The organism is Sulfuricurvum sp., from assembly GCF_036279695.1.
Classification (GTDB): Bacteria; Campylobacterota; Campylobacteria; order Campylobacterales; family Sulfurimonadaceae; genus Sulfuricurvum.
This window is the reverse complement of sequence record NZ_DASUIQ010000084.1, coordinates 18,485-31,977: the sequence shown is the minus strand read 5'-3', so window position 1 is coordinate 31,977 and position 13,493 is coordinate 18,485. Positions and strand designations below refer to the sequence as shown.

Here is a 13,493-nt window from a genome sequence, read left to right as displayed (position 1 = left end):
TCTTCTTTGAGCTCATCGGTCATATCGGTTGCGATAAAGCCCGGAGTGATACAGTTATAACGGATACCGCTGGTTGCCGCTTCGATCGCAAAACTTTTGGTCATCGCGATCATCCCCCCTTTAGAGGCTGCATAGTTGGTTTGTCCCGCATTGCCTGTTTCACCGACGATAGATGCCATGTTGACGATACTTCCGAATTTTTGTTTACGCATCGCTTTCATCGCTTCACGACATCCGATAAACGCAGAGGTAAGATTCGCATCGATGACACTGGTGAACTCTTCCGCTTTCATACGAAGTGCCAATTTATCGTTAGTGATCCCTGCATTGTTAACAAGATAAGAGAGTTCACCGTCCGCATCGACGATGGTTTTGATCGCGTCGACAAACGCCGCTTCATCGCTCACATCGAAACCGATCACCGCCGCTTTACCACCGGCAGCTTCAATCTCCGCTTTGATAGCATCCGCTGCCGCCGCACCGCTACGATAATTGATCCATACTTTCAAACCGTAGCTTGCCAATACTTTTGCCACTTCCGCACCGATTCCTCGGCTTGAACCTGTTACCAATACATTTTTACCCGTGAATTTCATCATTATCCTTTATATAAGTGGTGTGTCCATCTCGGACGGAATTTCAAGACCCATCAGTTTGAGAACCGTAGGGGCGACATTATTAAGAGCACCTGAGCGCACTTCGCGCACCCCCTCCGCCATAACAAAACACCATACTTTTCCGACCGTGTGGTTCGTCAAAACGTTACCCGCATCGTCACGCATCTCTTCACAGTTTCCGTGATCGGAGGTGAGCACCATCGAATAGCCGTTTTTTTGCGCTGTTTCGACGATCCGACCCAACTGAATATCGACCGCTTCAACCGCACGAACCGCCGCGTCAAAGTTGCCCGTATGTCCGACCATATCGCCGTTGGCAAAGTTGACCACAACAAAATCGTATCCCTCATCCATCGCTTTTACCACCGCATCGCCCACTTCGGGAGCCGACATTTGCGGCTGCATATCATACGTTTTTACCTGCGGACTCGGGATCAATACCCGCGTCTCATTCTCATAAGGCTCTTCGATCCCGCCGTTAAAGAAAAAGGTAACGTGAGCGTATTTTTCCGTCTCCGCCGTATGAAGCTGTCGCAACCCCGCATTGGAGATCACTTCCGCCAACGTATTGATCGGAGCATCTTTGGGAAACAATACCGGATAAGGGAAATTTTTATCGTATTGGGTCATCGTCGCCAAATGAGTCGGTACAAAAGTACGATCAAATCCGCTGAAATGTTGATCCCCGATCGCCGTCGTGAGTTCACGCATACGGTCGCTTCGGAAGTTCAGCATCAATACCGCATCCCCCTCTTTGACCCCGTCGTAGCCGTAAAATGCGGTAGGGGTGATAAACTCGTCGGTCTCACCGGCGGCATACGCGTTTTCGATATAATCGGCAACGCTTTGCTCACTTTGCGGGGTTGCAGAGACAATCGCTTCATACCCGCTGCGAACACGATCCCATCGATTATCTCGATCCATCGCGAAAAAACGACCGCCGATTGAAGCGATTTTTATGTTATCGGATACTTGGGCTTCTACCGTATGCAAAAAGAGTTTCGCCGATGTCGGAGCGACATCCCGTCCGTCGGTGATGAGATGGAGCCATACCTCTTTTCCCGCTTCGGCAGCGATCTCGGCAACTCCCATAATATGATCGATATGCGAGTGAACTCCCCCATCGCTCATCAGAGCGATCAGATGAATCCGTCTGCTCGTTTTCATCAGCCCCGAGAATACCTCGTTGTGTTCAAATTTTCCCTCGTCAAGCGCAAGAGATATTTTGACCAGATCCTGATACAATACTCGACCGCTTCCGATGCTCATATGCCCCACTTCGGAATTTCCCATTTGCCCCTCGGGAAGACCGACGCTTAGCCCGAACGTATCGATCAAAGAGTGAGGGACTTCATTAAACAAACGATCGTATGTCGGCTTCGAAGCCGTATGAAACGCATTAAAATCGTGCTTCGGTGAGTAACCGATGCCGTCTGTAATGACCAAAACGGTTTTTTTGCTCAAATTGGCTCCTTCGATTAATCAAACTTTTGGGGGATTATATTAAAATGTCACTTTTGCATTGCTTTTAAAATTTAATCACAAAGAGTTCATAGAATGTTATATTGGTTTCACAAGGCGCTCGGTATCAATCTGTTTCAGTATATCACCCTCCGTGCCGGGGTCGCTTTTTTTATCGGAATGCTCCTTACCCTCTTTTTTATGCCCCGTTTTATCGCATGGGCACAACGTTCCAGCCGCGTTCAGCCGATCAATGAATACGTCAGCGCCCATCAGGGAAAAGCGAAAACGCCTACCATGGGGGGGATCGTTTTTGTCGCTTCCACGATTATCGCTTCGCTGTTGACCGTCAATATCATGAACCCGTTTGTAATCGGCGGTCTTCTTACCCTTGTTTTTTATGCGTATATCGGATTTACCGACGACTGGGGAAAAATTCGCGGTGCTAATAATCTTGCGGGGCTAAGTGCCCGTGCCAAAATGGGATTGCAGCTCGTATTCGGTGTCGCTATCGGAGTTTTTTTAATCCATTACGCCAAACTCGAAACCGGTTTTTACGTTCCGTTCGTCAAATCAAGCCTGTTTGATATGGGGTGGTGGAGTGTCGCTTTTTGGGTATTCGTCATGATCGCCACTTCCAATGCCGTCAACCTCACCGACGGACTGGACGGACTTGCTACCGTCCCCTCTATCTTCGCCCTCCTATCGCTCAGTATCATCGTCTATATCGTCGGTAACGCCGCCCTTGCACACTATCTTTTGATGCCGAAGATCCCAGCGGGGGAAGTGGTCATTATTGCTAGCGCATTGATGGGCTCTCTACTGGGCTTTTTATGGTTTAACTGCCATCCGGCGCAAGTGTTTATGGGGGACAGCGGATCATTGACCATCGGGGCCTTTATCGCCTACCTAGCCATCATCGGAAAAAGCGAAATCCTCCTGATCCTTATCGGTCTGATCTTCGTCATCGAAACGGTATCGGTCATCTTGCAGGTCGGAAGCTACAAACTCCGTAAAAAACGGGTCTTTCTTATGGCACCGATCCATCACCATTTCGAGATGAAGCAGTGGGCGGAGAACAAAATCATCGTCCGTTTTTGGATTATCTCCCTCCTCTCCAACATCTTCGCACTCATCACCCTAAAGATTCGCTAATGAAAAATCAAAACATCGCCTGCTTCGGGTACGGAAAAACAACCCGTGCCATCGCCAAACATTTCGGTCCGTGTACCTTTTTTGATGATAAATTTACCGTCTCTTCGGTTGATGAAGAGGGCAATTCCCTCAAACCGGTCAGTGAGTTTAACACCGATTTCTTTACCCATGAGATCCCATCCCCCGGCTTTCCCCCGTACCATCCCTTGATCCAAAACGCCTCGCACCTCATCAGCGAATACGATTTTTTTGCTCCGCAGATGCCGTTCTCGATCTGGATCAGCGGAACCAACGGTAAAACGACCACCACTCAAATGGTCGAACATCTCCTCGCTGACAAAGGCTCGATCAGCGGCGGAAATATCGGTACACCCTTAGCGGATATGTCAAGCGATGCCCCGATCTGGATTTTGGAAACAAGCTCGTTTAGTATGCATTACAACAACGTGGCGCGTCCCAACGTCTATGCCCTCCTCCCCGTCACTCCCGATCACGTCAGCTGGCATGGAAGTATGGAGGCGTATTACGATGCCAAACTAAAACCACTCTCGATGATGAGAGAGGGAGAAGTAATCATTTTGCCGAAAATGTTCGCCGATGCTCCGACCAAAGGATTTAAAATCGTCTATGAAGACGAAAAAGACCTTGCCGCGTATTTCGGGTTTGATGCGAGTAAAATCAAATTCAAAGGGGCATTTTTGATGGATGCGATGATCGCGATGGGGATTGATAAAATCCTTTACGACCGATGCGATTACGATCGAATCAACGCCTTTATCCTCGACCCGCACCGTCAAGAAGAGTTTCGAGACTCACGTGATCGACTCTGGGTCAACGATTCCAAAGCGACCAACATCGATGCAACACTCGCCGCCCTTCGAACCTATGCGGATTATCCTATCCACATCGTCTTGGGCGGAGATGACAAAGGGGTTGATCTCGAAGAGTTATTTACTCCGCTTAAACGCTACGATCTGAATGTTTATGCCATCGGAAGCAATGCGTTACGTCTCGAAGCACTTTGCTCTCAATACGGTATTCCATGCGTTCTATGTCACACACTCGACGTGGCGGTAGAGGAGATCAGTAAAAAACACAACCGTCACAGTATCGCAATGCTCTCCCCTGCGGCGGCAAGTTTGGATCAATTTACCTCATATGCCCAACGAGGAAACCTCTTTAAAGAGCTTGCAAAAGCGACAAAATAGTCATTTGCAAGGCTTTAAGCTTCTTTTTAAGCTTGTATAGCTATAATTTCGTCCTCACAAACGTGGCTAATTAGCTCAGTCGGTAGAGCAAATGACTGAAAATCATTGTGTCCTTGGTTCGATTCCGAGATTAGCCACCACCTTTAAAAATCCCCCAAACAAAAATCAAAACTGATTCTAAAACCGTTTCTCATACGTCAATAACCAATTACGCCCTTCTCGTCGTACCCCGTCATGTTTTCCCTGATACGATGGATAAATAACCGCTTCATTAAAAAGATTTTTCACACTAAACGTCATCATCGAGGATTCATCCAGATCATAGCTCAAAGTCTCGTTTACAACCATCGTAGCACCATAGCCATTGCTACCGTCGTATCCCCGTTTAGGTCCATTGTAATACCATGCAGTGTTTAGACCAAGCTTTTCACCAAGCGGGTAAAGATAATACCCTTTGAGCATCACTTCCGAAACTTCAGGGCTACGGTACTCTAGCGGAGTATAATAATCGGGGGTGAAATACTCGGCTCGAACATACGATAGATTCATCATCCCTTCCGATCCGTTGCTAAAATGCCGTGTCACTTCTGTTTCTACCCCTTTTGAATTTCGCTGTCGGTTATTGGAATAATCCCCGATAACCCAAGCGGGTTCGCTTTGAAGCGCATCCATAACATCTTTCAAAACGGAATAAAAAATATTGGTTCGGAAAATCGTGTTTTGATCTTTATAGGTATATCCTACTTCATAGGTATCGATCGATTCAGGACGCAGATCAGGCGTTCCGTTTTTCATCCCGTCTTGCACCGCCTGAAATGCCTCAACATACGAAGGGGCACGGAAAGAACGCCCATACACCGCTTTGAGAATATTGCTATCATTCAGGCGGTAGACACCGCCGAAACGGTAACTGAGCATTGAGCCAAACAACGTATAGGTATCAAACCGAAGATTGGCGGAAAGATCAACCTCATCATTCACTGAATACATATCCTGTGCATACACCGATTTAATCCACTGATCGTTGTCTCCGTTAAGTAGCCCGTATTGCCCGTCCAAATACTCCATCACCCCAAGCACCGTAGGACCGCCATCCCCCTGCGTCCGAAGGGTCGTACCGAAAATATTTTTAATCGTATTGATCTTTTGGGTACTTATCCCCACTCTCCAATCGTGATCCGAAATATTTTGCCCTTTGAGATTCATCTCCATATAGCTGTTGAGCTGCTCATACGTCGGGTTTAGCCGTACAGTAAGCCCCGAACCGCCGTAATCTTGATAAATCGTAGTATCAAACGTAAATGCGTAATAATTCACTCCGAATTTAGACTCCAGACTCAAATCATGATCCAGAGAATGGCTATTTTGGACTTCAAAAATTCCGCTTTTATTCCGTTGATACCCACCCATGACCGGTTCAAGCGTTTCACTCATACCATAAAAGTTATCGGTAACTTCGGATTTGTACCGTGCAATCAACGTCCAATCATCGTGTTTGGCACTCACACCGATCGAATAATCCTCGAAATTTTCCAAACTGTCGTAATCCGAACGCGAATATGCGGTTTCACTGCCGGCAACAAACGATTGACCCGCATTAAGTGTCTTATTGCTGTGTTGATGATAACTGTCAATCCCCAGTTTCCAATCTCCGAGAGTCAAATGCTTTACAAATCCCGCTTTGGTGAAATCATACGATCCTCCACTGCCGAATATTTTGTCTTCTTCATCTGCCAGTGCACTTTTGGTAATAACATTGATCGCGCCGCTAAATGCCCCCGGACCGTATATTGTCGAAGCCGATCCGCGAAGCACTTCGACACGGTCTATAAGTTCGACCGGAAAATCAAGATAGTAATAACTCGTGCTGTACAGATCGCTTCCGACATCCACCCCGTCGATATAAAGCTTATACTTATCGAATACAAACGTGTCGGGATTATGAGCACCACGGATTATCACCTGCTTCCATCCCGTGTGCAAAATAGAGGTTTCGATCCCCGGAAGAATCCCTATCGCTTCATGCAGGTTCGTGATACCGAGTTTTTTGAGCTTATCGGCATGCAGCACCGAAACGACGGAGGGTTGATAATCGATATTGAGTTTGGTTTTGGTCGCGATGGCGGTTGCTTCGTTCAAGAGAGAAGCAAAATCATCCTCTCCGTTAACAGTGCATACCATGAAAAAAACACTTAGTAACGTATAATAAAGTTTCATCACCTATTCACCCACTTGTGGATTCAATTGTACCGAAATTAGGAGCCGCTTTTATGTTATGATTATACATCAAATCCATAGCAACCCATTTCATTAACCTATAGTTCGGAGTCCTATTGAACCGTTTATCAATTTTATGTATCACGCTGTTACTGACGCAACCGTTCCTGCTGGCTCAAAGCAGTGATGATCTTGATAAAGTATTGGAAGAAGCGACCACCATTGCGACCAAAACTAAACTCAATGCCGATTATGTCCCCGGAACGGTTAGTGTCATCAGCGGAGAAAAGTTAAAATCTCTCGGTATCAACAACCTTGCGGAACAAAATGCCTTTGATATGATCGTGGGGTTTGATTCATCCACCCTCTCACTCCGAGGCGCCGGATCGATCTATGGATCACAAGGGAATAAGATCAAATGGATGATCAATGACAAACCGATAAGCGCAGAGTTATGGGGAATGCCGAAACTCGGCGTCGGGCAAATCGTATTTCCGATCCCTACCGATGCGATTGACCGCATCGAGATCGTACGTGGACCGGGATCGGCGATTTACGGTGGAAATGCCATTTACGGTGTGGTGAATATCATAACCAAAAAAGATTCAGGTGCTTTATTTACCACCCTTTCTCAAACACAGAGCGATAAATTCGGAAGAGGTGTGGGAGCGCTCGGAACATTCGAGAAAAATGATCTCAAAGTTTCAGCCATTGCTTCGACAGAGAAACATGACGGTTGGAATTTATCTGTTCAAAGCGACTCTCGTTCGGAATACGGCAATCTTCCAAATGCCAATGTCAATACGCTATTTATCAGTGATTTTTCTTATAAAAATTTTGACTTTTGGGCGTATAGACTCGAAGCTAAAAATGATTATTCGCGCTTACAATGGGATATATCGAACAACATACCGCCGGATAACAATGCTCCCGTGCAATCCAATGTCTATACGATGTTAGGTATGCAGGGAAAATTCACCCCCGTGTCTAATGTTTTAATAACCGCAAAAACCGGCATCAACGAATATACAAACGATGCAGAAGTACTGTTCAATACCTACGGGACACGTACGATTGATTATGTTGAAAGTACCAAATATTTCGAGGGGACGGTAGAAACGTCTATTGATTCCCATCGACTGCTTGGAGGAGTGTATGCCGGATTTCTTGAGGTAGAGCGAGATTATCTTCATCAAACATGGAACAATACGCCAAGTCTGCTACTTACCAATGCGAACAAACTCATAGTGAACAATCCAAAAAGAATTAACAGGGCGCTCTATCTGCAAGATGAAATAGAGATAAATGAGCAATCAACCCTCACCCTCGGCGGACGCTTTGATAGCTACAGTGACGGACGTGAAGCACTTTCACCGAGAATTGGATACGTATACCAGTATGATGAGTCCAATATACTAAAGGGACAATATTCCAGAGCCTTTAGGCCGCCTAGTTTTTCAGAACAATATTCTCCTAACAATGCCCCTTTTACAAATAAAACTTTTGAATCGGAAACGGCCGATACGATTGAATTGTCTTATATTTATAAAACCAATAACTCTTCAATCAAAACAACCGTGTTCAACTCTACAACATCGGATATGATTACTTTTCACGATTATACGTACACCACTATCAATCTTGCGACTCCGACAACCATTAACGGACTCGAAATTGAATTAACAAAAAAATTTGATGCTCTAAGTTTTGGTTCCAATGTAGCTTTTTATGATACACACCGCGGAGAAATCAAAGAGCCGCATAACAACTACAATCCCAGTGAGTTTGCACTCTCCGCCAATTATTTAGCGAATATCTATATGACACTCAATAGCGATACCTCGTATCCGACTACTTTTTGGTATCACTATACCGGCAGCAAACACAGAGTTAGTAGTGAAAAATTAGATGATAACGGTGCAGTCTTAACAGCAACAAACGGTTCGGTGAGCGTTCAAGATTATTTGAATATCACCCAAAAAATCAATGGCATTGCAAAAGACCTCGATTTGGAATTTGGCGTAAAAAACGTCTTCGGAAAAACATTGCGCACACTCTATTTTCCGCTAAATCCTACGGATACCTGCGATGTACCCTATATGAAACAAACATTTTGGATTAACGTACTTTATAAATTCTAGAGAATATTAAACAAAAGGGTAAAGTTGTATTGCATTTAATCATAAATTAACAAATACTCCTATAGTATTAATTTATGTTACAACACATTGGATTATGATGACACATTCGCTTATCGGAAAATTTGCATGGGTATTTTGGCTGCTTTATATCGCTGTCATAGCCCCTATATTTATCTTTATTCAAATCAATGTCTCTTCGGTTCTCAACGAAAGCGAAAGAGCAAAAATCGAGCTTGTCACCGAAACCCTAAAACCGATCATTTCAGCCTATCTCTCTTTTGACCAGCAAGAGATGCTCAGCGATACTATGCGTACCTTTTTCCAAAACCCTAATATTTTGGATGTATCGTTACTGGATGCACATCAAAAAGTTATTTTCGAACAACACTACCCCCATTCCAAAATACAAGAGACAACAACCTTTTCTACCCCTGTCATCGATACCATCACCCATCAAGTTCAAGCTACCCTTGTCATCAGTTATTCCAATAATTTCGTACACGATCTGCAAACTAAACTTTTTGTCCAACTCCTCCTCCTTTCACTGTTTGCACTCTTTATCTTTTCCCTCACGTATTGGTATTTTCGTAAACAGTTCTTTGTCCTTCGCCTTTTGTCAAACTGGATGGGAAGCTATTCCATCGACACCCCTTCCGAGCCGTTCAAAAGCAATAATACCAATACGGAGATCATAACTATCACCTCTTCGGCCAATAAAATGCTCGAATCGATTGATAGCTATCGATGTCAGATGGAACAGATTAATAATGAGTTAGAGGAGCGTGTCGAACACGAAATTATCAAGCGTCGTGAAAAAGAACAACTCCTGATACACCAATCCCGTCTGGCGGCGATGGGGGAGATGATTGAGAGCATCGCCCATCAATGGCGACAGCCTTTGAATATTATCGGATTATCCGTTGCAGACATCAACATGAAACGGACACTCGGATTGCTTGAAGATGAGGCATTTGAGAAAAATACGACTATTATCAACAACAATTTAGCATTTATGTCCAATACCATCGATGATTTCCGAAACTTTTTTAGTACGGATAAAGAGTCTCTTTATTTCGATCCATCACAGCCTATCCACGAAATATTTGCCCTTTTAGGGGAACAACTGCGCTTCGCCAATATCACGTATCAGGTAGATAAACGATGCGATAAAAAGATTTTCGGCGTCGTTAATGAATTCAAACAAGTGATTTTAAATATACTCAACAACGCTCAAGATGCCATCAAAAGCCAACCTAGCCCCAATGAGAAAAAAATCAAAGTGATATTGCGTTGCGATGCGAATCACTTTTATGTCGATATTAGCGATACGGGAGGGGGAGTGCCTCTTTCGATAATTGAACGGATTTTCGATCCTTATTTTACGACCAAACTTCACAACAAAGGGAGCGGTATCGGACTTTATATGTCCAAAGTTATCATCGAACAACATTTTGAGGGGACTCTGGGTGTAAGCAACACCGATAAGGGTGCCCTCTTCACTTTAAAACTGGCACTCGAACAATAATGAAAAAATTTATTTTTCTCACCATTATGCCGTTGATCCTATGGGGCACAACCTATGATACGGCACTATTGCAAATAGGCTCAAAAATGTTCCCTAAGATTGCATTGATGGAAAAAGGGAACCAAGAGCGTATCCAATCCTCTGTAAATCTTCTTATCGTTACACCCGCCTCAAACAAAGAATCCGCCTATCGACTATCATCTATGATTGAGCGTCAATACAACGGCACCCTTAGCAACTATGCTCTTAGTATCGCTGTCGTTTCGCCCAAAGAAGCACTGGAGATCAAAAATGCCCACGGCTTTGTCCTCCTTATGGAATCAGAAGACGCTATGCTCCCTCCAGTGTTAGATCATGCACACAAAAACAAAATAGTGACGTTTAGTTTTGACCCTGCACTGTTGCAAAAAGGGGTTGCGGTTTCACTGTACATCGGAAGAAGCGTCAAACCCTATATCAACCTCTCTACCCTTAAACAGGTACCCTTTGCCTTTGAGTACGGGTTCTTAAAACTCTCTCAGTCGTATTAATAAATCTCAACTCTGTTTCTGCCGTTTTTCTTCGCCTCATAGAGTGCACCGTCCGCTTTTTCAAACAGTGATTTTTTCGTATCTTCGGCAATAAGTTGTGCAATCCCGAAGCTCAAAGTGACATTTTTTTCGACATAACTGAACTTATAGGCTTCAACTATCTTTCGGATATTCTCAGCCAAATTTGTAGCCCCGATTATTTCGGTTTGACGGGCTAAAATTACAAACTCTTCTCCGCCCCAACGTGCGAAAATATCTCCGTTTTTAATGTTCTTTTCGATGAGTTTCACCATCTCTACCAAGATAATATCCCCCGCCTGATGCCCGTAGGTGTCATTGATCATTTTGAAATGATCGACATCGAAAATTATCAAACTAAGCGGCACATTACTAGCTTTTGCATTATCGATCTCTATTGTAAAAATATCTTCAAAATTTTCCCGATTTTTTATCCCAGTCAGATTATCTCTAAACGCTTTTTCTTCTAATGTATTGGTCATCGAATAGAGTTCATCGACTTTATTTTTCATCGCTTTATTGATGTTTCTCAGCTGCTGTTTCGTCTCTTCAAGTTCGGTAATATCATGACGGATCGCGATATATTCGACTACGTCCCCATCAACATCTAAAATCGGTATAACCGTCGTATCGACGATATACTGGCTCCCATCTTTTTTCATGTTGGTGACGATACCGTTCCAGCTTTTTTTTGCTTTGATAGTGTCCCATAACTCTTTAAACGCTTCTCGCGCCATATCGGGATGTCGGATGATATTGTGCGGTTTGCCCACGAGTTCTTCTCGGGTGTATCCTGAAATCTCACAAAACTTGTCATTGACATAGGTAATGACCCCTTTGGGATTCGTTTTGGAGACGATGTTGCTCAAATCAACCGCTTTTTTGTACTCCGTCAGCAGATTTGAGTTTTCGCTTTTGTAGTTTTTGTTGCTGCTGATGATCGCTTCGAAATTGGTAGCCAAATCATTCCCCATCTGCAATGTGAGGGAATCGATTTCACTTTGCAACGCAAACGAAAGATTGCCGTTTTCATAAATCACCTGTTCAATCGCATTTTTCAGCTTCATAATCAGGGTAAACAGATCCGCAGTGGTGACATTGTAGTTATTGAGCAGCTGTAAGAAATCGATTTTGATCTGACATTCCGATATAGATGCACGCCATTCGATCACACTGATATAGCAATCGCAAAATTGGTAAAAGAGGTGAGTATTTTTGTCAATGATCGGCAAAGAGTGTCGATGAAGTACATTTTGTACCTCACTTTTGTTCATCCACCTTTTGATGATCTCATTTCTGTTGATACGCAAAAAATGGGAAAACTCTTCACTGTTTATTAGTTTAATCATGCACACTCACCTTTTATTACTCTGACCATTTGTTTTAATGCACTATTATAGCGACTATCTCGTTATACTTATAATCATTTTTTGGAGAACTTATGAATATCTTTATCCGATGCTTTCTTTTTCTTGCGCTGAGCGTATATTCGTATGCCGATGCCAATGAGAAGAAATGGATCCCTATTCAGCCGATCAACCTGAATGAAACAGCTCCCTCCGACCCCATTAAATCAAAAGAGCCCTCGAGCAACAAAACGGTACAAAATCTCGAAATCATTAAAAACCTTCTCGATCATGTAAACCAAACGAAACCGATCGAAGAAAAAAAGAAAAATTGGTACTCTTTTGAACCCGCCGAGGAGTGATTTAGATTAACCCGTCTTTCTGCATCCGCTCTTGAAGCGCGATGAGGATATAGGCACTCACCGTCCCCCCGTGAAATTCCCGAATTTTATCTTCCCAGAGTGTCGGAATCGTAATAAGTTTCTTTTTCTTCTCTTTCTCATTTTTGAGGCTCTCTTCGCGTTCGCTCATCGCCGCGGAACTTTTCACTTTTTCGATGTTTTGGAGAAAACTCTTTTTTGCCATTTTATATCCTTTATATATATTTTAAATATCTATTTTATATTTAAAATAGCACTTACTTCCGAAAACAAATCATCCATCTCCTGATCGGCACGACTGAAAATCCGATACTCTTTGATACTTTTACCCTCACCCACCGAGTGGGCAATATCGACACGCTGACGAAGTATGGAGACCATCAGTTCAAAATGATCCGACATACAGATAAACTCAACCAACTCGCCGAAGCGTTTCATGGATGGGTTGATATTGTTGAACAAGACATGCGTTTTTATCCTCTCACCTTGAATCTCGGAGAGGCTTTTGAGAATATCTTCGTATTTCTGCAACCCCATCAGATCAAAGGGTTTATCACTCACCGGAGTAATGAGCAGATCCGAAGCAATGATAGCCACCCGATTGTAGGCGCTGTCAAATCCGCCCGAATCGATAATGGTGAGGGTATCGGCCGAATCGTGTGCCGCATACTCCGCCAACTCTTCGGCGGAATTAAAATGGAGCATTTTGATCGGCGTTAAGTTATTTTCCTGACGCAATGCATTCGTAACGGTGAGTGAACGCTGGGTATCGAGATCGATAATACGGGTATCGATGATAGAGGAGAAGTGTACCGCAAGATTCCACGCTACCGTAGATTTGCCGACACCCCCTTTTTGATGAGAGAGAGTAAGGATCATTTATATACCTTCGATA

The 13,493-nt window shown here is 43.9% G+C and carries 12 protein-coding genes and 1 tRNA gene; 7 read left to right on the top strand and 6 right to left on the bottom strand.

The window, feature by feature from the left end:
• Together fabG and gpmI are read right to left on the bottom strand one after the other, a co-directional pair.
• Nucleotides 1-596, bottom strand: a 596-nt coding sequence (gene fabG, locus VFW36_RS08335; protein ID WP_329658347.1) for a 3-oxoacyl-ACP reductase FabG, incomplete at its 3' end; no start/stop codon positions are given.
• 9 nt (nt 597-605) lie between these two features.
• Nucleotides 606-2,081: a 2,3-bisphosphoglycerate-independent phosphoglycerate mutase gene (gene gpmI / locus VFW36_RS08330; RefSeq protein WP_329658346.1), complete on the bottom strand. Its 1,476-nt coding sequence runs from the start codon at nt 2,079-2,081 to the stop codon at nt 606-608.
• Nucleotides 2,082-2,174: 93 nt separating this feature from the next.
• Between gpmI and mraY the strand changes: the two genes are divergently transcribed.
• The 3 genes from mraY to VFW36_RS08315 all read left to right on the top strand — a co-directional run bounded on the left by mraY (nt 2,175) and on the right by VFW36_RS08315 (nt 4,581).
• Nucleotides 2,175-3,233: a phospho-N-acetylmuramoyl-pentapeptide-transferase gene (mraY, locus tag VFW36_RS08325; RefSeq protein ID WP_329658345.1), complete on the top strand. Its 1,059-nt coding sequence runs from the start codon at nt 2,175-2,177 to the stop codon at nt 3,231-3,233.
• Complete coding sequence (gene murD, locus VFW36_RS08320) at nt 3,233-4,441, top strand: UDP-N-acetylmuramoyl-L-alanine--D-glutamate ligase (protein ID WP_329658344.1); 1,209 nt, start codon at nt 3,233-3,235, stop codon at nt 4,439-4,441. Before mraY ends, murD begins: the two co-directional genes overlap by 1 nt.
• A gap of 64 nt (nt 4,442-4,505) precedes the next feature.
• Nucleotides 4,506-4,581, top strand: a tRNA-Phe gene (locus VFW36_RS08315).
• Nucleotides 4,582-4,618: 37 nt separating this feature from the next.
• Here the strand turns inward: VFW36_RS08315 and VFW36_RS08310 are convergent.
• Nucleotides 4,619-6,658, bottom strand: coding sequence for a TonB-dependent receptor plug domain-containing protein (locus tag VFW36_RS08310; protein WP_329658343.1), 2,040 nt, complete (start codon nt 6,656-6,658; stop codon nt 4,619-4,621).
• A 116-nt stretch (nt 6,659-6,774) separates the two neighbouring features.
• Here VFW36_RS08310 and VFW36_RS08305 point away from each other — a divergent pair, with 116 nt between their 5' ends.
• The 3 genes from VFW36_RS08305 to VFW36_RS08295 all read left to right on the top strand — a co-directional run bounded on the left by VFW36_RS08305 (nt 6,775) and on the right by VFW36_RS08295 (nt 10,854).
• Nucleotides 6,775-8,799, top strand: coding sequence for a TonB-dependent receptor plug domain-containing protein (locus tag VFW36_RS08305; RefSeq protein ID WP_329658342.1), 2,025 nt, complete (start codon nt 6,775-6,777; stop codon nt 8,797-8,799).
• A 94-nt stretch (nt 8,800-8,893) separates the two neighbouring features.
• On the top strand, nt 8,894-10,324 hold the full coding sequence (locus VFW36_RS08300; protein WP_329658341.1) for a HAMP domain-containing sensor histidine kinase: 1,431 nt from the start codon (nt 8,894-8,896) through the stop codon (nt 10,322-10,324).
• On the top strand, nt 10,324-10,854 hold the full coding sequence (locus VFW36_RS08295; protein ID WP_329658340.1) for a hypothetical protein: 531 nt from the start codon (nt 10,324-10,326) through the stop codon (nt 10,852-10,854). Before VFW36_RS08300 ends, VFW36_RS08295 begins: the two co-directional genes overlap by 1 nt.
• On the opposite strand, the gene VFW36_RS08290 is transcribed toward VFW36_RS08295, so the two are convergent.
• Nucleotides 10,851-12,221, bottom strand: coding sequence for a sensor domain-containing diguanylate cyclase (locus VFW36_RS08290; RefSeq protein ID WP_329658339.1), 1,371 nt, complete (start codon nt 12,219-12,221; stop codon nt 10,851-10,853). The two genes, VFW36_RS08295 and VFW36_RS08290, sit on opposite strands and share 4 nt — an antisense overlap.
• A gap of 92 nt (nt 12,222-12,313) precedes the next feature.
• On the opposite strand from VFW36_RS08290, the gene VFW36_RS08285 reads away from it, so the two are divergent.
• Nucleotides 12,314-12,580 carry a hypothetical protein gene (locus tag VFW36_RS08285; RefSeq protein ID WP_329658338.1) on the top strand — a complete coding sequence of 89 codons (267 nt, stop codon included), beginning with the start codon at nt 12,314-12,316 and terminating at the stop codon, nt 12,578-12,580.
• A 1-nt stretch (nt 12,581) separates the two neighbouring features.
• Here the strand turns inward: VFW36_RS08285 and VFW36_RS08280 are convergent, their stop codons facing one another.
• Entirely contained in the window at nt 12,582-12,803 is a 222-nt protein-coding gene (locus VFW36_RS08280; RefSeq protein WP_329658337.1) for a hypothetical protein, read from the bottom strand.
• Between the two features lie 29 nt (nt 12,804-12,832).
• Nucleotides 12,833-13,477 (bottom strand): ParA family protein, encoded by a 645-nt coding sequence (locus tag VFW36_RS08275; protein WP_329658336.1) that lies wholly within the window; start codon nt 13,475-13,477, stop codon nt 12,833-12,835.
• Nucleotides 13,478-13,493: the final 16 nt, after the last annotated feature.